The following is a 20604-nucleotide window of genomic DNA, read 5'->3' as shown; positions in this document are numbered from 1 at the left end:
AGCCGGGACGGAACCCGCCGTCCCGGCTCCGCGCGCACCCGCCCCTCGCGGGGCACGACCGCCTTCGCTACGGTGGCCCCCGTGACCGCCCAGCCCACGGCCCCCGGACCGGCCCCCGACGCCTTCGAGGCGAACCGCCGCTACCTGGGCTCGGTCGCCTACCGGCTGCTCGGCTCCTTCACCGACGCCGAGGACGTCCTCCAGGACGCCTGGCTGCGCTGGCAGGACGCCGACCGCGCCGCCGTCGCCGACCCGCGCGCCTTCCTCACCACCGTGGTCACCCGGCTCTGCTACGACCAGCTGGGCTCCGCCCGCAGCCGCCGCGAGGCCTACTACGGCGAGTGGCTGCCCGAACCGTCCGTCTCCTACGCCGACGGCCCCGACTCCCCCGCCGACCTGGCCGAACGCGGCGAGTCCGTCTCCCTCGCCCTGCTCACCGTGCTGGAGCAGCTCACCCCGGCCGAGCGGGCCGCCTTCGTCCTGCACGACGTCTTCGCGGTCGGCTTCGAGTCCATCGCCGCCTCCCTGGACCGCACCCCGGACGCCACCCGCCAGCTCGCCTCCCGGGCCCGCCGCCGGGTCAAGGAGGGCGGCCGGCACCCCGGCGGCACCGACCCGGCCGAACACCGGCGGGCCGTCGAGGCGTTCGCCTCCGCCAGCGCCCGGGGCGACATCCTCGGCCTGATGGCGGTCCTCGACCCCGACGTGGTCTGGCACGCCGACGGCGGCGGCATCGTCCGCGCCGCCGCCCGCCCGGTGCGCGGCGCCGACAAGGTCGCCCGCCTGGTGGCCGGACTGGTCGCCAAGTGGTTCACCCCCGACGCCGCGATCGGCCTCGCCGCCGTCAACGGCGAACCCGGCCTGGTCTGGTACGAGCGCGGCACCGGCAGCGTCGGCGGGGTGCTGGCCTTCGCCGTGGCCGACGGCCGGATCACCGAGGCCTTCGTCGTGGTCAACCCCGAGAAGCTCGGCCGGATCGACCCGGTCACGACCCGCTGAACCGGGCCCCGCCGGGCTGTGACGCGGGTCACCGTCACACTCCGGCCGCCCGCGTCGTCCCCTTCCCGAACAGCGCTCCACCGGAGCGCCCCACGAGGAGGCGGACGAGATGAGCAGCACCACCAGCACCGATCAGCGGATCGTCGTCCTCGGCGCCGGGTACGCCGGGATCACCGCGGCCAAGGGCGCCGGACGCCGCCGCGCCGTCACCCTGGTCGCCCCCGAGGAGCGGCTCCTGCACCGCATCCGCCAGCACGAGACCGCCGCCGGCCGCGGCCGCGACTGGCCCGCGCTCACCGAACTCGCCTGCGGCCGCCGGATCGAGCACCGCCGGGCCCGGGCCGTCGCACTCGACCTGGCCGGGCACGAGGTCCTCCTCGACGACGGCACCACCCTCGGCTACGACACCCTGGTCCACGCCCTCGGCAGCCGCACCGCCTGGCACGGCGTCCCCGGCGCCGCCGAGCACGCCCACCCCGTGGAGCGCGCCGCCGAGGTCCGCCGGCTCATCCGCGAGGCCGCCCGCCCCGGCACCCTCGCCGTCGTCGGCGGCGGCGCCACCGGCATCGAACTGGCCACCGAACTCGCCGAGGCCCACCCCGACTGGCGGGTGCGGATCGTCGCCTCCGGCACCGTCGGCGGCGCCTACTCGCCCAAGGGCCGCGCCCACATCCGGCGCGTCCTCGACCGCCTCGGCGTCGACGTCCACGAGGACGCCACCGTCACCGAGGTCACCCCCGGCGGGCCACTCACCACCGCCGGCCCGGTCGACGCCGACCTCACCCTGTGGGCCGCCTCGCTGGAACCCCACCCGCTGGCCGCCGAGGCCGGACTGGCCGTCGACGAGCGCGGCCGCGCCCTGGTGGACGACCACCTGCGGTCGGTCTCGCACCCGGACGTCCACGTGGTCGGCGACGCCGCCGCCGTCACCGTCCCCGGCGTCGGCACCCTGAGGATGGGCTGCGCCACCGCGCTGCCGCAGGGCCAGTACGTGGGCCGGCTGCTCGACGGGCGCACCTCGGCGCCGTTCTCCTTCACGTACCTCGTGCAGTGCCTCAGCCTGGGCCGGCGGGACGGGCTGCTCCAACTGGTCCACCCCGACGACTCGATGAAGCCCACCGTGCTCACCGGCACCGCGGGGCGGCTGGCCAAGGCCGGGATCGTCGGCCTCGTCCTCGGCGCGCTCAAGTAGCCGCCGGGGGCCACCGGTTCCGTCCGGGGCCTACCGGTTCCTGTGCCCGGCGGGAACGCGGAAGGGCCCGGGCAGTCCCGCCCGGGCCCTCCTCGTACCGCTTCCCGCTACGCCTACTTCTTGTCCTTCGGCGTCTCGGCGTCGGTGGACAGCGCGGCGATGAAGGCCTCCTGCGGGACCTCCACGCTGCCGACCATCTTCATCCGCTTCTTGCCTTCCTTCTGCTTCTCCAGCAGCTTCCGCTTACGGGAGATGTCACCGCCGTAGCACTTGGCGAGGACGTCCTTGCGGATCGCGCGGACTGTCTCACGGGCGATCACCCGGGAGCCGATGGCGGCCTGGATCGGCACCTCGAACTGCTGGCGGGGGATGAGCTTCTGCAGCTTGCCGGCCATCATCACGCCGTAGCCGTAGGCCTTGTCCTTGTGCACGATCGCGGAGAACGCGTCCACCGGGTCGCCGTGCAGCAGGATGTCGACCTTCACCAGCTGGGCGGCCTGCTCGCCGATGGGCTCGTAGTCGAGCGAGGCGTAGCCGCGGGTCTTGGACTTCAGCTGGTCGAAGAAGTCGAAGACGATCTCCGCGAGCGGCAGGGTGTAGCGCAGCTCGACCCGGTCCTCGGAGAGGTAGTCCATGCCCTGGAGGTTGCCGCGGCGGGACTGGCAGAGCTCCATGATCGCGCCGACGAACTCGTTCGGCGCCAGGATGGTGCCGCGCACGACCGGCTCGAACACCTCGGAGATCTTGCCGCTCGGGAACTCGCTCGGGTTGGTGACGGTGTGCTCGGTGCCGTCCTCCATCACCACCCGGTAGACCACGTTCGGGGCGGTGGAGATCAGGTCGAGGTTGAACTCGCGCTCCAGGCGCTCCCGGATGATCTCCAGGTGCAGCAGGCCGAGGAAGCCGCAGCGGTAGCCGAAGCCCAGCGCGACCGAGGTCTCCGGCTCGTACACCAGGGCGGCGTCGTTGAGGCGCAGCTTGTCCAGGGCGTCGCGCAGCAGCGGGTAGTCCGAGCCGTCCAGCGGGTACAGGCCCGAGAACACCATCGGGCGCGGGTCCTTGTAGCCGCCGAGCGCCTCGGTGGCGCCCTTGTGCATCGAGGTGATCGTGTCACCGACCTTGGACTGCCGGACGTCCTTCACACCGGTGATGATGTAGCCGACCTCGCCGACGCCGAGGCCGTCGGCGACCTTCGGCTCGGGCGAGATGACGCCGATCTCCAGCAGCTCGTGGGTGGCGCCGGTCGACATCATCGCGATGCGCTCGCGCTTGGTGAGCTGGCCGTCCACGACACGGACGTAGGTGACCACGCCGCGGTAGGAGTCGTACACCGAGTCGAAGATCATCGCGCGGGCCGGGGCGTCCTTGACGCCGACCGGGGCCGGGACGGTGTTGACGATGTGGTCCAGCAGGTCCTCGACGCCGAGACCGGTCTTGGCGCTGACCTGGAGCACGTCGGAGGGGTCGCAGCCGATGATGTGGGCGATCTCGGCGGCGTACTTCTCCGGCTGGGCGGCCGGCAGGTCGATCTTGTTGAGGACCGGGACGATCGTGAGGTCGTTCTCCAGCGCCAGGTACAGGTTGGCGAGGGTCTGGGCCTCGATGCCCTGGGCCGCGTCGACCACCAGGACGGTGCCCTCGCAGGCCGCGAGGGAGCGGGACACCTCGTACGTGAAGTCCACGTGGCCGGGGGTGTCGATCATGTTGAGGATGTGGGTCGTCCCGGCGTCCGGCCCGGTCTTCGGGGCCCACGGGAGGCGGACCGCCTGCGACTTGATGGTGATGCCGCGCTCGCGCTCGATGTCCATGCGGTCGAGGTACTGGGCGCGCATCTGCCGGGGGTCGACGACGCCGGTGATCTGCAGCATCCGGTCTGCGAGCGTCGACTTGCCGTGGTCGATGTGGGCGATGATGCAGAAGTTGCGGATCAGCGCCGGGTCGGTACGGCTGGGCTCTGGCACATTGCTGGGGGTCGCGGGCACCTTGGTCCGATTCTCCGTTGGTCCGGGGCCGGGGGTGTCCGGATCATCGCTGACCGGCTATCCCGGGGACCGGACAGTCTCGTCCGATCGAAATAGTTCCTCCCATCCTCCCACGACTACGGGGCGGGACGCCGTTCGGGCACCTCACAGCCTCCCGAGGGCGCCCGAAGGGCTTCGCCCGGCCGCACCGAGGGGTTCCGCGGCTCGGCCGGGTACGTGCGGTGGCGGGAGCTGCCGCACCACTTCTCCCGGCCTTCTACCGGCCGCGGACCGGCCGCCGGTTTGGGGCGGGCGGCGGGCCCCTGGTAGCGTGGTCAGCTGCACCTGGCCTCGGCATGCCCTCTCAGCTGGTCCGACGGCCGCACGGTGCAGCCCGTTCAAACCATTCAGACAAGACTGAGGCTCCTTCGTGGCGAACATCAAGTCCCAGATCAAGCGCAACAAGACCAACGAGAAGGCGCGCCTGCGCAACAAGGCCGTCAAGTCCTCGCTGAAGACCGCTCTGCGCAAGGCCCGTGAGGCCGCTGCCGCCGGTGACACCGAGAAGGCCACCGTGCTGGCCCGCGCCGCCTCCAAGGCGCTCGACAAGGCCGTGAGCAAGGGCGTCATCCACGCCAACCAGGCCGCCAACAAGAAGTCGGCCATCACCAAGCGCGTCAACACCGCCGTCCAGGCCTGACGCCCCCGGGGGCTCCGGCCCCCACCGCCTCAGGGCGACCGGCCCTCTACCCGGAACCCCGAGGCGTGCGAGACTCGCACCGCACGCGGCCTGCGTTCGCCACGCGGGTGCGGTGCAGCACGAGCTGTACGACAGGCGCCGCAGTCATCCTCTCCCCGAGGGCGACTGCGGCGCCTGTCGCGTTCCGCGCCCCGGCCGCTAGGGTCGGTCAGGCGCGACCGGGGGTGCGGGGAGCACCCACGGCGGCCAGTCCCGAGGGGGGAACTTCCATGACGACGCCACCGCCGCCACCACCGTCGCCGGGTCCGGGTCCGGGTCCGGGTCCGGGTCCGGGTTCGAACGGACCGGGCTACGGCTTTCCGCAGCAACCGGCCACGGCGCCCGTACCCGGCACGGGCGGGCCGGGCGGACCCGGTGGATCCGGCGGGCTCGGCGGGCCGGGGGCCGGCAGCTTCGGGCCGCCGCTCGGGCTGCCGACCGCGCCCGGGCTGCCCGCCGCGCCGCCCAAGGGCGGTGGGCTGCGCCGCAACGCCGTCTGGGCCTTCGTCGGCGCGGTCCTCGCCTCGGCCGGCTGGGCCGCCGCCGTGGTGGCCGTCCCGGACCTCGTCAGCAACGACTCCTCACCGCGCAGCCTCGGCAACTACCACCTCTCCGACGACTTCTGCGCCACCGCGAAGCCCTCCCGGCTGCTGGAGACCTACACCGTCACCACGGACAGCAGTTCGCCGTCCCACCACACCGACCGGACCGCCGCCCTGGACAGCATGAACTGCTCCATGTCGCTCAAGCGGACCGGCGGCGGCACCGACAGCGAGTACGCCAGCGTGTACATCCGTGCCGACCTGCACAAGGCCGTCAACCCGGCACCCGAGCAGACGGCCGGCAAGGAGCTCTACCGGGCCCGGGGCTACCAGATCACCGACATCCCGGGGATCGGCGAGGACGCGTTCTTCATCTACAAGGACGACGGCGGTTCGGGCTCGTACCACAGCCTGTTCGGCGAGGTGCAGATCCGCGACGGCGGGATGACCTACTACATCAGCTACAACGCCAGTTACACCCAGGGGAAGGCCAACCCGCCGTCCATGACCGAGCTCCGCAACGACCTGCAGACCGACGCCGACAACGCCGTACGGGCCATGCGCAAGTAGCGGTCCGCCGCCGCGGTCAGTACGAGGGACGGGAGCCGGCCCGGGCGGCCTTGGCGACGGCCACCACCGCCCGCTCCAGGGCGAAGGCCGGGTCGGCCGAGCCGCCCTTGACCGCCGCATCGGCCTGGGCGATCGCGGTGAGCGCCGTGGCCACCGCATCGCCGGTCCACCCGCGCATCTGCTGACGGACCCGGTCCACCTTCCACGGCGGCATGCCCAACTCGCGGGCCAGATCGGCCGGACGCATGTTCCGCCCGGTCGTCGCCAGCCGGCCGATGCTGCGCACGCCGGAGGCCAGCGCGTAGGTGATGCCGGTCGGCGGCTGGCCGACGGCCAGCGCCCAGCGCAGCCGCTCCAGCGCCTCGGCCGCCCGGCCGGTGACCGCCAGGTCGGCCACCTCGAACCCGGTCGCCTCGGCCCGGCCGCTGTAGTAGCGGGCCACCACCGTCTCGTCGATCGTGCCCTCGACGTCCGAGGTCAACTGGCTGCACGCGGCGGCGAGTTCGCGCAGGTCGCTGCCGAGCGCGTCCAGCAGTGCCTGGCAGGCCTCCTGGGTCGCGGAGCGGCCCAGCGTACGGAACTCGCCCTTGACGAAGGCCAGCCGCTCGCCCGCCTTGGCCAGCTTGGCGCAGGCCACCTCGCGCCCGCCCGCCTTGCGCCCGAAGTCCAGCAGGCCCTTGCCCTTGGCCCCGCCGGCGTGCACCAGGACGATGATCACTTCCTCGGCCGGGGCCTCGATGTACGCCTTGACCTCCTTCACCGACTCGGCGGAGAGGTCCTGCGCGGCCCGGACCACGATCACCTTGCGCTCGGCGAACAGCGAGGGCGTGGTCAGCTCGGCCAGACTGCCCGGCTGCAGGCCGCCGGGCGGGAGGTCCCGCACGTCGGTGTCCGGGTCCGCCGCCCTGGCCGCGGCCACCACCTGGGCGACCGCACGGTCCAGCAGCAGCTCCTCCTGACCGACCGCGAGGGTCAGCGGGGCGAGCAGGTCGTCGGGTGCACTCTTCCTGGCCATCGCCTACCAGCATCCCACGCGCCGCGGACACTCCCGCCCGGACGGGCGGGAGCGTACGGGCGGGGGCGGGGGACGGGGGCCAGTGGTCCGGGGCCGGGGCCGGGGACGGGGCTCGTGAAGGCCGACCGCCCTGCGGGGGCGCGCGGCCCGACCTGGAGAATGGCCCGGTGACCGAGAACCACACCCCCGACCTGCCGGACGTCGAAGACCCGTTCGTCCGCCAGCTGCTCGTCCTGCCCGACCGCGACACCGCCGACGAGGCCGCCGAGGAGCTCTCCGCCGCCCATCCCGACCTCGGCGACCTGGAGATCGTCCGCGACGCGCTGGCCGGCGAGGACGACGCCGAGGACGCCCAGTGGCTCGTCGTCCTCGACCCCCCGTCCGACGGCTGGACGCCCACCCTCCTGCACGCCCTCGACACCGTCGCGGCCTCCTACGAGGGCTGGCGCGAGGAGGCCTGACCCGACCGTCGCCCGCCCCCGGCGCTCCCGGCGCTCGCCGAGGTGGTCAGTTCGGCAGCACCCAGTCCGGCCGCCAGGTCCCGGGGGCGTCGTGGGCGGGCGTGGTGGCGGCGAGGTGGGCCCGGAGGGTGGCCAGGGCGGGGTGGGGGTTGTCCCGGTGCCACAGCAGCGAGTGCGGGTAGACCGGCGTCGGGTCGGTCACCGGGATGCGGCGCAGACCGTGCCCGGCGGGCCAGACCAGCCGGGTGCGCTCGCTCATGAAGGTGGCCAGGGCCGGGGTGTCGGCGACGGTGTCCAGCAGCGCGTCGGAGCCGAAGTTGGGGCCGGTCGCCTCGATGGTGAGGCCGAACTCGGCGACCAGGTCGTCGTAGTAGGCGGCCCACTCGGTGCCGGGGGCGATGCCGGGCATCCAGATCCGGTGGCCGACCAGCTGGGCGACGGTCACCGAACGCGCGCCCGCCAGCGCGTGCGCCGGACCGGTGAGCAACTGCAAGGGCTCGTCGAGCACCCGGACGGACTCGACGTCCTCCGGGAAGGGCCGCCCGGGTGCGGCGACGGCACGGAAGGACGCGTCGATCGCCCCCGAGCGGATCGCGGCGACGGCCGCCGCCACGTCGAACAGCATCACCACGTCCAACTCGATCCCGGGGTGCGCGCGGTGGAAGTCGCGCATCAGACCCGACCCGGCGCCGCGCGAGGCGATGATGTCGACCCGCAGCGGCCGACGGCCCGTCCGCACCGAGGCGACGGCCCGCTCGGCGGCGCGCAGCAGTTCACGTGCGTGGGGCAGGAACGCCTGTCCGTCGATGGTGAGTTCGGCGCCGCGCGGGGTGCGGGTGAACAGGCGCACCCCGAGGTCGCGCTCCAGGGCGGCGATGCGCTTGGAGACGGCCTGCTGGGTGACCGCCAGGTCGACGGCGGCCTTCTGGAACTGGCCGGCCTCGGCGGCGGCGGCGAAGGTGCGTACGGCTTCGAGGTCCACGTCGGCCCACCCTAGGCCGATCCGACGCGCAATGTCAGACACGCCCTTGTGAACAACGGATGGTTGTACCCGTGGGGCGGATCGGTTGTTTGACCTGCGGTCGAGCCGCTCGGTTAGCTCTCCCCGGTCAACGTCGGATTGTTCGAACGGGATGCCGAGGGAGTGCGCCGGACATGGTGGGCACGGGGGACGCGGCAGGTGCGGCAGCCGCCGCAGGCACGGCAGCGACAGCGACAGCGACAGCGACAGCGGGCAGGTTCGGCAGGAGACGGCTGGGACCGCGGTTCGGGTGGCTGTGGGCGGCCTACGCGGTCAGCGCGTACGGGTCCGGACTGGGATTCGGCGCCCTGCCGTTGCTGGCCGTCCTGGTGCTGCACGCCGGGCCCGCCCAGGTGTCCGCACTGTCCGCCGTGGGCCCCGCCGTGGGGGCGCTGATCGCGCTGCCGCTCGCCCCCTGGGTGGAGTTCCGGCGCAAACGCCCGGTGATGATCACCATGGACCTGGTCCGGTTCGCGGCCATGGCGACGATCCCGGCCGCCTACGCCCTCGGACTGCTCGGCTTCGCCCAACTGCTGGCGGTCTCGGCCGTCGTCGCCGCGGCCAAGATCGCGTTCAACGCGGCCGCCGGCGCCCACCTCAAGGCCCTGGTCCGACCCGAGGACCTCCTGGTGGCCAACTCCCGCTTCGAGTCGACGAACTGGAGCTCCATCGCGATCGGACCGCCCCTGGGCGGGGCCGCCATCGGCCTGTTCGGACCGGTCACCACCGTGATCGCCGACGCCCTCAGCTACCTGCTCTCCGCCCTCGGCATCGGCGCCATCCGCGGCCGGGAGGAGACCCCGCCGCCCGCCGGGCGGAACCCGGGGCGGGCCGGCTCGGTCCTCGACGGCTGGCGGCACATCCTCGGCGACCCCGAGCTGCGGGCGCTCTACCTCAACAACCTGCTCGTCTCCGGGCTGATCATGGCCACCGAACCGCTGCTGGCCGTCCTCATGCTGCGCCAACTCCACTTCCCGCCCTGGCAGTACGGCCTCGCCTTCGCCGCCCCCTGCCTCGGCGGACTCATCGGCTCCCGGCTCGCCCAGCGCGTCGTGACCCGCTACGGCCGGCACCGGGTGTTCCGGACCGTCGGCGCCCTGCGCGCCGTGTGGCTGATCGGCCTGGTCCTCGTCCGCCCCGGCGTCGTCGGCCTGGTCACCGTGATGGCCGTCGAACTCGCCATCATCATCAACATGAGCCTCTACACCCCGGTGCTCGCCACCCACCGGCTCGAACGCACGCCCGAGCACCTCCTCGCCCGCACCCTGTCCGCCTGGTCCATCGGCCAGCAGACCGCCATCGCCGTCTGCACCACCCTCGGCGGCCTCCTCGCCGACACCACCGGCCCACGCACCGCCCTCGCCGCCGCGGGCCTCCTCATCCTGGCCACCCCCCTCCTCCTCCCCCGGGGCACCCCCGCCCCGGCCCCTCACCCCCCGGCCCCCACCCGTACCTGAGGCCGCCGGGCCCCACGCCTACCCAATTCGGGTGAAGGTCCGTCCACCCACCGACGGGGCGGCGGCGGGCCGCCGTAGCCTCGGTGGCGCCCCGTCGCCGCTCGGGTGCGCGATCCGGGCGAAGGTGCGGGATCCGTCGATCCGGAAGGCCACCGACACCATGACACGCTCAGCGGGCGGACACGACGAGACGCCGACACCCGGCGGGCCCTCCCGCCGCCACCTGCTCAGGATCGGCATCGGCGTCGCCGTGGGGGCCGGGGCCCTCGGCTCCGGCGCTCCCGCCGCGCTCGCCAACGGCCCGTACGACCCGACCGCCCCGACCATCGCGACCAAGATCAAGAACCTCAGCGGCCCGGCCGAGACCGGATCGTTCGGCGCCGCGTGGACCGACCTCGGCATCCCCGTCCGGTGCCCGGACGGCACCATGCTCTTCGTCTGCGGCGACACCTACTCCGGCGACCAGCTCTTCACCGGCCAGTGGAACGCGCCCGTCGGACTGCGCTCCAGCAGCGCCGACCTGGACAACCTGCGCATCGACGGCGTCGTCCAGGGCGCCTACGGCATCAGCCTCGTCGACGAGCCGCACACCCAGGTCGGCGACAAGTTCACGACCGCGATCCCCTCCGACGCCTTCGTCGTCGACGGTGTGATGTACATGCACCTGATGCGCGGGGTCATCTACGACACCCACCACACCGACTTCTGGCGCTCCACCGACAACGGGCAGACCTGGGAGTACCTGTGCCAGTGGCCCGGCGACCTGTACGGCGGGCAGTTCCAGCAGAAGACCTACGCGGTGGCCGACGACGGCTACTGCTACGTGCTGTCCACGGTCTTCAACCGTGAGGTGGAATCGGGGATGCTGCTGCACCGGGTGCGGAAGGAGAGCCTCGGCACCCCGGACGCCTACGAGCCCTGGGGCTACACCGACGGCAACTGGCAGTGGAACGCCCCCGCCCCGACGACCGTCTTCGGCACCCGCAAGTGGGGCGAGCTGTGCTTCCGCGCCATGGACGGCAAGTACGTCCTCACCTGGCTGAACACGGACCCGCTGTCGATCAGGGCGATGGTCTTCGCACTCCCGACCTCGGACCTCACCAGGACGCTGGAACAGGCCATGATCCTCCCCGGCGCCCCGGGCCAGGAGACCGCCAACTTCGTGGCCAGCCCCTACGGCGGCTTCGTCATCCCCGGCTCGACGTTCGGCAACTTCCACATCGTCGTCAGCCAGTGGTACGACGTGACGAACTACCGGATCATGCAGTACCGGATCAACATGCTCTCCTGACCGCCCCTACCCCGGCCTGATCTTCCCCGGCCCAACTGGCCAGGGCCGTAGGCGCATTGCTCCGGTGGCGGGGGGGGGGGGGGGGGGGCCCGGGGGCCGCCCCCCCCCCCCCGCCCCCCCCCCCCCCCCCCCCCCCCCCCCCCCCCCCCCCCCCCCCCCGCCCCCCGGCCCCGGGGCGGTCGCCGATGTCGGCGGGGGGGGGCGCGCCCCGGCCCGCCCGGCCCCGCGCCGCAATCCCTTTCCCCGGGGCCCCCGCCCACCCCACGTCGTGGAGGCACAGCCCGTGCCAGGCAAGAGGGCAGGTCCGTGCAGTGTGCTTACCCTCGCAGTTCGGCCCCGCCGTCCACCACGGCGGGGCCGACCGGTGGGACCCGCCCTCTCCGCGGGTACCTTCGCGGTACGGCGACGAACCCCGAAGGGAACTCATCATGGCGCAACCAGTAGCACCCGTCAGTCCCCCGTCCGCATACCGCGGCTTGATCCTCGACTTCGCCGGTGTTCTGACCACGGATGCTCTCGCCGTCCACCGCGAGTGGTGCGTCAGTCAGGGACTTGACGCCGAGGCATGGCGCCGCACGCTGAACACCCATCCGGTGGTTCGGCAGCTGTACGTTGACCTGGAACGTGGCGCTCTCAGCCAGGCGGACTGGAACCGGCAGGTCGCGCCGTATCTCGGTCTGGCCGACCACGAGAACCTGATGGGCCGGGCGTGGGCCGGGGTCCGGGCCGCGGCCGACATGGTCACCCTTGCCAAGGCGGCGCGTGAGGCCGGCTACGTGGTCGCCCTGCTGTCCAACAGCTTCGGACTGGACCCCTTCGACCCGTACGCCGCCTGTGGCGTCTGGGAGTTGTTCGACGTGACCGTGGTGTCCGAGCTGGAGGGCATCGCGAAGCCAGACCCGGCGATCTACCGGCTGGCGCTGGAGCGGATGGGCCTGTCAGGCGAGGTGTGCGTGTTCGTCGACGATCACCCGGTGAACCTGCCGCCGGCCGAAGCGCTCGGTATCACGACGGTGCTCGCCGACGGCCGGCCAGAGACCGTCGCCCGGATCGCATCCCTGCTCGGCATCGGGGCCTGCGTCTGAGCCTCCCGCTGTACGGTCATACCCGCACACTGCGGAGGTACCGCCCCGGGAAGGCCATCACCTGAGACGGAGTCAGCCTGTGACCCTCTGGGCAGAACGCACCACGGCGGAACGAGTCAAGATCCTGCGAGGCCGGGAGGTCACACAGGAAGACCTGGCCGAGAAGTCCGGGGTCTCCCTGGGCACGATCCGAAAGCTCGAACAGGGGGGCAACCTCTCGCTCCCTTCGCTGATGAAGGTCGCTGTCGGTCTCGGCACCGACGTCTCAGTGATCCTCGGACAGCAATCCCCGCGCCGAGGCATGGCCCTGGAGGAACGCTCGGCCCTACGCGCAGTATCAGCTGCCGTCCACGACACCGGACTCGGCATCGGCACCGACGTGGAGCCCGGCAGTCTGGAGGACCTGCGAGACGCGGCACGGCGCGCTGACGCCGCGTTCTGGAGCGGACGCTACGTCGAGCTCGGCGCGATCCTGTCCCTCCTGCTGCCGGAGGCACGGGCGCTCTACGACGCCACCACACCGGATCGACGCGAAGCCGCCGGTGGAGTCCTCGCCGATGCCTTCCAGACTGCTGCCGTCATGGCCAATATCCTCGGCGCCCGCGACCTCGGGTACACCGCGATCACCCACGGCCGAAACGTCGCCGACCAGGTGGGTGACGGCCTCCGCGCGGCCCACCTGATGGCCTCGCTGTCGTGGATCTGCCTGCGCGATGGCCACACTGCCAAGGGCGTCCACGTCGCCGAGCAGTCCGCCGCCAAGGTCGAGCCCCGCATGTCCGACAGCGACCCGGACCGGCTCAGCGTGTACGGGCAACTGGTCACGAACGCGGCCGTCGCCGCGTCCCGGGGCGGCGCGAGCGCGGACACCGCCCGCGACTACTTGAGCCAGGCCCACGCCGTCGCGGCCCGGATCGGCCGCGAGCACGCCCGGGGCGACCAGGGCCAGCCGTTCGGCCCGTCCTACGCCGCCACGCAGGCCATGTCGGTGGCGACGGCCCTGGGCGACACCGCCGGAGCGCTCAGGCTGATCGAGACGACTCATCTCGATCCCGGCATGCCGCTGTCCACCCGCGCCAGGTTTCACCTGGACATCGCCCTGACGCGGACCGAGACACGGCAGTGGGAGGCAGCGGCCGCAGCGCTGAAGGAAGCGTGCCGGATCGCCCCGACATGGGTCCGGCACCAGGCGCTCCCCGGAGTGATCACGGACCGGATCGCCGACGTGTCTGTGGCGATGGCGAGGAGCGTTGCGCAGGCCGCCGGTGTTCCACTGGTGATCAGATAAGCCCTCCATGTCGGACCATGGTGTCCGCGACCTGCTGGTATACGCAGCTACCACGCCCCGTAACGCCCAGCCGTAACAACCGCCGCGGGTACCACTGAACGTGGTAGTCGGCCGTGTGCGAGTTCTCCGGCTACCACGACCCATGTATTCACCGACGGTGAATGGTCGGTGACAGTGGTCGCCATGACCAGCGACCACCCCCGACCCGTCGGCCGCGCCCCCGTCGCCATCTACATCTGCTCCGGCGACGAACCCGCCGCCGATCTCATCGCCGCCCACGTCCGCGTCTTCGCCAGGGCCCGCCGGTGGACCGTGGCCGTGCTCGCCGTGGACAGCAACCCCACGCAGCCCCTCGCCGAGCGACCCGGCTGGCAGGCCATCACCGACGCCCTGTCGGAGAACAGGGCCTGCGGGGTCGTCACCTGGACCCGCGACATGATCCATGACGACCCTCTGAACAGCCCCGGCCGACAGTTGGCCGCCTTCGACCGGCTCGCCACCGTCCTGCTCGAGCGCGGCGCCTTTCTCACCACTGCCACGCACCCGGGCACCCCGGCCGGAACCGTGCCGGAGCGCCGCTCCCCGGGCGACCACTGGCGGCGGCGTGACCTCGCGTCCTCGGCCGCGGGCCTGTTCATTCCCCGCCGTGCAGCAGGACGAGGTACCGACCCGAGGACCTCCGGATGCTGACCCGTACGGTGACAGCCGCCCGGGAGCAACGATGAACACCACCCTCGAACGGCCCCGGGAAGCCGAGGGAGCGCCCTCGGCAACCCGTCCTGCACCGGCCACCATGCGGCTGCCGTACGCCTTCCGGTCCGCCCGCGCAGCCCGCCTCATGGTCAACGCCAAGCTCATCGAGTGGGGCTTGGAGGCCCTGATCGACGACGCCGAGCTGATCATCTCCGAGCTGGTGAGCAACGCGGCGAAGACCGGCTGCCGGACGTACATGATCGTCGCCGTCCGCCGACCCACCGCCGGAGTCGTGCGCCTGCTGGTCTCCGACGGCTCCGCGTCGCCGCCCGTGCGGATCGAAGCCGGTCCCTCCCACGAATCCGGACGAGGACTGGCCCTGGTACACCACCTCACGAAGGCCAAGTGGGGCGTCCGACTGTGGCCGCACGGCAAAGTCATCCACGCCGACCTCGGGGTACCCAGCGAGTTGGCCTGACGGCACCCCTCGGACTCCGCCCGGCGTCCCGGGCGGATCAGGTGCCGGCCGAAAGCCTCCCCCGAGCGGCGGCCGGCACCTCCTTCACGGCGCGCTCCCACCACAGCGCCCTGCATCCCGATACCCACGTGAGGAGGACCCCTTTGAGCACTCCCTTCCGGAAGATCCACGGAGCCGGAAACGACTTCGTGCTGCTCAACGGCGCCGACCAGGACACCGGCCGCGACTGGCACGACATCGCGGTGAGGCTGTGCGCGCGCCGAACCGGTATCGGCGCCGACGGTCTGGTGGTCAGCACGCTGATCAGCAGCGCCCCTCCGGTCCTGGAGGTCTCGTGCTTCAACGCCGACGGGTCGATCGCAACGATGTGCGGCAACGCGCTGCGGTGCTCGGCCTGGGCTGCGGCCGAGGACTTCGGCTTCGACACGATGACCCTCGTCATGGCCGGGGTCGAGCACGAGGCGACCGTCACCCGTGAGGCTGTGGCGATCACCGCCGAAGTCGGCGCCGTCGACATGCGGGTGGTCGAGTCCGTGTGGGGCGGCCGCCCCTTCTGGTTCGACTCCGCTCACACCGGCACCGAACACGTGGTTGCCGTCGTAAACGACGTGGACGGCCTCGACGCCGAGGCCTGCGGACGTCTGATGCGCCACCACCCAAAGCTCGCCCCGCTCGGCGCGAACGTCAACTTCGTGGAGAGCATCGACCGGCAAACCCTCAAGATCCGCACCTATGAGCGCGGTGTCGAGGCCGAGACGCTCTCCTGCGGAAGCGGGGCTGTCGCCGCCGTCGTCATCGCGGGACGCCGTGGCCTGGTCACCGCGGGCCCCGTCGCCGTCCACAACCGCGCCGGAACCCCCCTCACCGTCGCCCCGCACGCCGATCGACCGGCCAAGTCGTACTGGGTCGCCGGCCCCGTCACCCTCGCCTACGAAGGAGTCATCTCGTGACCATCACCATCGACTGGCATGACACCGCCGCGCTGAGCAAGGAGATCCAAGCCGTACGGGAGCGCAAGTACCGCGGCACCAACGTGGGCCTGGTCTACGGCGGCGTCTCCGCCGAGGACCGCCTGTACCTCTCCAGGAGCCCCGTCGAGCAGATGTCCGTGACCGCGCTCTCCGAGTCCCTGGACACGATCGGTACCGCATTCCGCGTCCTGGACCCGTGCGAGCCCGGGTTCGTGTCAGAGCTGCTCGGCGTCGACATCGTCCTGTCCAACCTGCACGGGCCCTTCGGCGAGGACGGCCGGCTCCAGGGACTGCTGGACTGGCTGCGCAGGCCGTACTGTGGCAACGGTGTTGCGGCGTCCGCCATCGCCGCCGACAAGATCCTCTGCAAGAGGTACATGAAGGGGCTCGGCGTGCCGACTCCGCCGTGGCAGGTGTGGACCGGCGGCAGCGCTGTGACCTGCGGCGGGCTGCCCATGATGGTCAAGCCGACCATGGGCGGATCGAGCGTCGGAATGAGCCTGGTCCGCACCACCGAAGAGCTCACCGCCGCACTCGAAGAAGCGACCCGCACCGACCCCTCGCCGGTCCTGGTCGAGCATTACATCTCCGGGACACCAGTGACCGTAGGACTGCTGGAACTTCCCGGCGGCGTCCTGGCGTTCCCGCCGCTGGCCACCGAGGTCCAGCAGGCCGATTTCTACGACGCCGACACGAAGCTCGACGCCGACGGCCGCGGCGGCGTGTCCGTGACGCTGGCGGACCTGCCGCCGTCCGTCCTGCGCACGCTCACCAGGCACGCCAGGACCCTGTGGGAAGGTCTCGGCTGCCAGGGGGGCGCCCGGGTCGACTTCATGGTCACCGCCGACGGCGAGGTGTTCGCCCTCGAGGTGAACACCACCCCCGGCATGTCGCGGGACAGCAACTTCGCCGCCGGAGCGTCGATGTGCGGCCTGACCCATGAGGACGTCGTTCGCGCGATGCTCCACCAGGCCCTCGCCCGGCCGACCTACGATGTGCCTCTGCCCGTCCCGAGTATCGGTGCCGTCCCGGCCCAACTGGACGCCACCGTCTGAACGATAACGCTTCGGAAGGTCGCCGCCATGCTGCATGTCCACGAGGTCCCGATGTGCCGTCAGCTCGTCCCCGTTGAGGAGTGGGAACAGCAGGGCGGCATGGAGCTCGGGGACCGGCTCACCTGGTCGAACCGAGCCTGCGGCATGGCGGCCCTCCGCATGATCCTGCTCGCCTACGGCAAGGAGCCCCCCACTCTCACCGAGCTCATCAAGATCGGCGTCAAGCGCGACGCCCTGACCGACCGAGGCTGGCTGCACGCGGGGATCGCCAAGATCGCCATCGACTTCGACATCGCCGGTCAGGCCGAGCCGGTGGCGGCCGAAGAGCTGACCGACCAGCTGGCGAAGGCACCGCTGATCATCTCCGTGACCGAGCAGTTCCCCACCGACGGCCGCCGCGGAGGACACCTGGTCGTCGCCCACGGCTTCGAGAGCGGCGACGACCAGGTCATCCACTTCCGGGATCCCTCGGCGTGGGGCCAGGACAACGACCGCGTACCACTGAGCCGCCTCGCCAAGTCCTACACCGGCCGCGCCATCACCTTCCCGCCCCTCCCGGCGGCCGGACGCACGATCGCCGTTCTCGGCGAGATGGGCGAGCTCGGGGAGGACTCCGTCTCCGCACACCGCGAGATCGGCCGGTACGTCGCCGAACAAGGAATCGACCTGCTGATCGCGGTCGGCGGTGACCTGCCCAAGCAGCTTGCCCTCGCCGCCGCCGCGCACGGCACCGACGTGGCCCTGGTCGCCGACGCCGAGACCGCAGCCGCCTACCTTGAGAGCATCGTACGGCCCGGTGACAAGGTGCTGGTCAAAGCCTCCCGCTCCGCGATGCTGTGGCAGGTGTGCCAGCAGCTTCTCGGCCAGAAGGTCACCGGCTGGTGACCGCGTCAGGCCTCTGAAAGCCCTGGTAGGTCAACTGCATCCGGGCCGCCTCGACCCCACACAACCCCGGTGTCTCCGGCGCCTCCCCTGCCTGGTATCCGCAGACGGCTCGGGCCTTCTCCAGCGGCGGGGGGGGGGGGGGGGCCGCCCCGGCCCCCCCCCCCCCGCCCCGCCCCGCCCGGCCCCGCGCCGCAATCCCTTTCCCCGGGGCCCCCGCCCCCGCCCCCCTCCCACCCTCCACCTCCCCCACCCCCTGCCCACCCCACCCCGTGGAGGGAAGAAGGAGAGCGGGGTCACTCGGGCGGGGCGCGGGGCCCACGGGTGGAGTGCCCCGGGGCGGTGTGCCCGGCGCGGGTGCCGTGGGCGGGCTGGGGGTGGACGGCGACGGCGAGGGTGGACGGGGAGTCGCCGGTCACGGCGATGTCCCCCGCCCGGTCGGTGCGCAGCACAGTGGCACCCGACGCACGCAAGCGGTCGACGGTACGGGGCGACGGATGCCCGTACGGGTTGCCCTCGCCGCAGGAGATCAGGGCGAGCCGGGGCCGCAGGGCACCGGTCAGGTCCCAGTCCTGGTGGGCCGAGCCGTGGTGCGCGACCTTCAACACGTCCACTCTCCCGAGGCGCCCCAACAGGGCCGACTGGGCAGGCGGTTCGAGGTCGCCCAGCAGTGCCATCCGCAGACCGCCGGCCGAGGAGACGAGCAGTGCCACGCTCGCGTTGTTCGCTCCCGGCGCTTCGACGGCCGCCCCTGGAGCGGGCGACACCACGTCCCAGGACAACTCCGCACCGGCCGAACGCCGTTCACCACGCCCCGCACGCAACAGCGGTACGCCTGCGCCCGCCGCCCAGGCCGTCACCCGGGCCGCCTCTCCCGGTGGGTCGTCCAGCACCGTGCCCTCCACCGCGCCCACCTGGCGCCCCCGCAACACCCCCGGCACGCCTTCGACGTGGTCCGCGTGGAAGTGCGTCAGGAGCAGGAGCGGCACGGTCGTGATGCCGAGCTCCCGCAGGCAGCGGTCGGCGGCGTCCGGATCCGGCCCGGTGTCGATCACCACCGCGCTGTCCGGCGCACCGGTCGACAGGGCCAACATGTCTCCCTGCCCGACGTCGCACATCACCAGCCGCCACCCCGGCGGCGGCCAGCCCGTGGCGATCCGGGCCAGCTGCGGCGGGCGCAGCAGCACGCCCAGCAGCACCACCAGCAGAACGCCGGTCACCACGGCCCGGGCCCAACGACGACCGGCACCCGGCGGACGGCCGGACTCCGCCCGGCGGGGCAGCAGCAGCGGCGCCACCCAGCAGGCCGCCAGGGTCGCCAGGGCGACCGTCGCCACCCCGAACCAGCCTCCGGGCCACGACAGTTGCCCACCGGGCAGCTCGGCCCCGCGCCGACCGACGAAGGCCAGCCAGCCGGCCGGCACCCCGGCCGGCTCGGCCAGCAGCCGAGCCAGGGACGGGAAGAACGGTTGCAGCGCGAGCACCCCGAAGCCGAGCAGCGTCGCCGGCGCCACCGCCAGTTCGGCCAGCAGGTTGCACGGCACCGCGACCAGGCTGATGTGCCCGGACAGCACCACCGTCACCGGTGCGCACAGTGCCTGCGCCGCCGCCGTGGCCGCCAGCGCACCCGCCAGGTGGTGCGGCCACCGCCGGGCCCGCAGGGACTCGGCCCAGTGCGGCCCGAGGACGAGCAGCCCGGCGGTGGCGAGCACCGAGAGCAGGAAGCCGAAGGAACGCGCCAGGTACGGGTCCAGCAGCACCAGGACCAGGACGGACCCGGCGAGCGCCGGTACGGCCTGGCGGGGGCGGCCGGTGGCCAGGGCCAGCATGCCGATCAGTCCCGTGCCCGCCGCCCGCAGCACGCTGGGTTCGGGTCGGCAGACCGTCACGAAGGCCAGGGTCAGCGCCGTACCGGCCAGGGCACTGGTGCGCAGCGACAGCCCCGACAGCGCGGCCAGTCCGCGCCGTTCCGCCGTGCCGGCCTGCGCCGGTGCGCCCAGCAGTACGCCGAGGACGATCGCCAGGTTGGCCCCGCTGACGGCCACCAGGTGCACCAGGTCGGTGGCCCGGAAGGCGTCCACCAGGTCGTCGGGCAGTCGCGAGGTGTCGCCGACGACCAGCCCGGGGAGCAGCCCGCGCGCGTCCGGCGGGAGCCCGTCGCTGGCCGTGCGCAGGCCTTCGCGCAGCCGCCCGGCGATCCGCTGCGGCAGGCTCGGCGGTGCGAGCTGCCGGGGCGGGCCGTGGACGAGCAGCAGTGCCGCGGACTCGGTGTCGTAGCCCGCTCCCGCCGGCCGCACCTCGGCCTCGACGGCCAGCCGCTCGGACGGCAGCAGCCGCAGCCAGGAGTCGCTCTCCGGCCCGCGGACCATGACCGTCACCGGGGTGTGTGTCCGGGTGGCCCGTCCGTCCGGGAGAACGGTCGCGCGGTCGGCCACGGCCTCGACGGTGAGGAGGCTCTGCCCACCGGTGGTGCCGCCCCGGGAGGTGTGGACCTTGGGGTCCCCCGCGACGGTCAGCTCCACCTCGACCGCCGTGGCGGGCGTGCCCGGGGCGCGCGGCGGCGCGTGCTCGGCCGCACGGGCGAGCTCCGGCAGCGGGCCCCGGTGCAGGTCGGCGGTGTGCAACGGGGTCGCGATCGCGGCCGCCGCACCGGTGAGCAGGACGGCCGCCAACGCCACCGCCGCCCCGCGCCGGGGCAGCAGGCCCGGCCGGACGAGCAGCAGGACGGCCGCGAGCACGGCGGCACCCGCCGACAGCAGGATCAGCGGCTCGGACCCCGGTTCCACGGGCAGGAGCACCGCTGTGACCAGCCAGGCCGAGACGGCGGGCAGCAGCAGTCGGAAGTCGGCGCCCGAGGAGCGGGTGCGCGGGAGCGGCGCGGTGGTGGCGGTCACGGCGGTACCT

Annotated in this window: 18 protein-coding genes; 14 read left to right on the top strand and 4 right to left on the bottom strand. The window is 72.8% G+C overall.

Annotation, left to right across the window (positions count from 1 at the left end; translation table 11 throughout):
• The first annotated feature begins 81 nt into the window (after positions 1 to 81).
• Both sigJ and ACFY2K_RS12265 read left to right on the top strand, forming a co-directional pair.
• Positions 82 to 999, top strand: coding sequence for an RNA polymerase sigma factor SigJ (gene sigJ, locus ACFY2K_RS12270; RefSeq protein ID WP_380524873.1), 918 nt, complete (start codon positions 82 to 84; stop codon positions 997 to 999).
• A 109-nt stretch (positions 1000 to 1108) separates the two neighbouring features.
• Positions 1109 to 2191, top strand: a complete 1083-nt coding sequence (locus ACFY2K_RS12265; protein WP_387711136.1) for an NAD(P)/FAD-dependent oxidoreductase — start codon at positions 1109 to 1111, stop codon at positions 2189 to 2191.
• 113 nt (positions 2192 to 2304) lie between these two features.
• Here ACFY2K_RS12265 and lepA read toward each other — a convergent pair whose 3' ends face one another.
• On the bottom strand, positions 2305 to 4173 hold the full coding sequence (gene lepA, locus ACFY2K_RS12260) for a translation elongation factor 4 (RefSeq protein ID WP_375892440.1): 1869 nt from the start codon (positions 4171 to 4173) through the stop codon (positions 2305 to 2307).
• A gap of 409 nt (positions 4174 to 4582) precedes the next feature.
• On the opposite strand from lepA, the gene rpsT reads away from it, so the two are divergent.
• A complete protein-coding gene (gene rpsT / locus ACFY2K_RS12255; protein WP_375892438.1) occupies positions 4583 to 4852 on the top strand; it encodes a 30S ribosomal protein S20 in 270 nt (89 codons plus the stop codon).
• Positions 4853 to 5121: 269 nt separating this feature from the next.
• Entirely contained in the window at positions 5122 to 6003 is an 882-nt protein-coding gene (locus ACFY2K_RS12250) for a hypothetical protein (RefSeq protein WP_387711134.1), read from the top strand.
• A gap of 16 nt (positions 6004 to 6019) precedes the next feature.
• On the opposite strand, the gene holA is transcribed toward ACFY2K_RS12250, so the two are convergent.
• Positions 6020 to 7018: a DNA polymerase III subunit delta gene (holA, locus tag ACFY2K_RS12245; RefSeq protein ID WP_375892435.1), complete on the bottom strand. Its 999-nt coding sequence runs from the start codon at positions 7016 to 7018 to the stop codon at positions 6020 to 6022.
• 167 nt (positions 7019 to 7185) lie between these two features.
• On the opposite strand from holA, the gene ACFY2K_RS12240 reads away from it, so the two are divergent.
• Positions 7186 to 7479 (top strand): hypothetical protein, encoded by a 294-nt coding sequence (locus ACFY2K_RS12240; protein WP_375892434.1) that lies wholly within the window; start codon positions 7186 to 7188, stop codon positions 7477 to 7479.
• 46 nt (positions 7480 to 7525) lie between these two features.
• On the opposite strand, the gene ACFY2K_RS12235 is transcribed toward ACFY2K_RS12240, so the two are convergent.
• The gene (locus ACFY2K_RS12235) at positions 7526 to 8461 is read right to left on the bottom strand and encodes a LysR family transcriptional regulator (protein ID WP_375892432.1); all 936 of its coding nucleotides are present in this window, start codon (positions 8459 to 8461) and stop codon (positions 7526 to 7528) included.
• Between the two features lie 293 nt (positions 8462 to 8754).
• Here ACFY2K_RS12235 and ACFY2K_RS12230 point away from each other — a divergent pair, with 293 nt between their 5' ends.
• The 9 genes from ACFY2K_RS12230 (at position 8755) to ACFY2K_RS12190 (ending at position 17703) form a co-directional block, all read left to right on the top strand.
• Positions 8755 to 9957 carry an MFS transporter gene (locus tag ACFY2K_RS12230; RefSeq protein WP_380591228.1) on the top strand — a complete coding sequence of 401 codons (1203 nt, stop codon included), beginning with the start codon at positions 8755 to 8757 and terminating at the stop codon, positions 9955 to 9957.
• Between the two features lie 160 nt (positions 9958 to 10117).
• Positions 10118 to 11248 carry a DUF4185 domain-containing protein gene (locus tag ACFY2K_RS12225; RefSeq protein ID WP_380532596.1) on the top strand — a complete coding sequence of 377 codons (1131 nt, stop codon included), beginning with the start codon at positions 10118 to 10120 and terminating at the stop codon, positions 11246 to 11248.
• Between the two features lie 428 nt (positions 11249 to 11676).
• A complete protein-coding gene (locus tag ACFY2K_RS12220; protein ID WP_380524819.1) occupies positions 11677 to 12333 on the top strand; it encodes an HAD-IA family hydrolase in 657 nt (218 codons plus the stop codon).
• Positions 12334 to 12412: 79 nt separating this feature from the next.
• Entirely contained in the window at positions 12413 to 13621 is a 1209-nt protein-coding gene (locus ACFY2K_RS12215; protein WP_380595273.1) for a helix-turn-helix domain-containing protein, read from the top strand.
• Between the two features lie 183 nt (positions 13622 to 13804).
• The gene (locus ACFY2K_RS12210) at positions 13805 to 14311 is read left to right on the top strand and encodes a hypothetical protein (protein ID WP_380524817.1); all 507 of its coding nucleotides are present in this window, start codon (positions 13805 to 13807) and stop codon (positions 14309 to 14311) included.
• Positions 14312 to 14342: 31 nt separating this feature from the next.
• Positions 14343 to 14792, top strand: coding sequence for an ATP-binding protein (locus ACFY2K_RS12205; protein ID WP_380524816.1), 450 nt, complete (start codon positions 14343 to 14345; stop codon positions 14790 to 14792).
• 143 nt (positions 14793 to 14935) lie between these two features.
• Positions 14936 to 15742, top strand: a complete 807-nt coding sequence (gene dapF / locus ACFY2K_RS12200) for a diaminopimelate epimerase (protein WP_380524814.1) — start codon at positions 14936 to 14938, stop codon at positions 15740 to 15742.
• Positions 15739 to 16818 (top strand): ATP-grasp domain-containing protein, encoded by a 1080-nt coding sequence (locus ACFY2K_RS12195; RefSeq protein ID WP_380524813.1) that lies wholly within the window; start codon positions 15739 to 15741, stop codon positions 16816 to 16818. Before dapF ends, ACFY2K_RS12195 begins: the two co-directional genes overlap by 4 nt.
• Before the next feature lie 27 nt (positions 16819 to 16845).
• Entirely contained in the window at positions 16846 to 17703 is an 858-nt protein-coding gene (locus ACFY2K_RS12190; RefSeq protein WP_380524812.1) for a glutamate ligase domain-containing protein, read from the top strand.
• A gap of 293 nt (positions 17704 to 17996) precedes the next feature.
• Here ACFY2K_RS12190 and ACFY2K_RS12185 read toward each other — a convergent pair whose 3' ends face one another.
• The gene (locus ACFY2K_RS12185; protein ID WP_387711130.1) at positions 17997 to 20594 is read right to left on the bottom strand and encodes a ComEC/Rec2 family competence protein; all 2598 of its coding nucleotides are present in this window, start codon (positions 20592 to 20594) and stop codon (positions 17997 to 17999) included.
• Positions 20595 to 20604: the final 10 nt, after the last annotated feature.

The sequence above is a fragment of the Kitasatospora sp. NPDC001309 genome, from assembly GCF_042896295.1.
In the GTDB taxonomy this organism is placed as follows: domain Bacteria; phylum Actinomycetota; class Actinomycetes; order Streptomycetales; family Streptomycetaceae; genus Kitasatospora.
The sequence above is the reverse complement of the archived record's forward strand: the minus strand, read 5'-3'. Positions and strand labels throughout refer to the sequence as shown.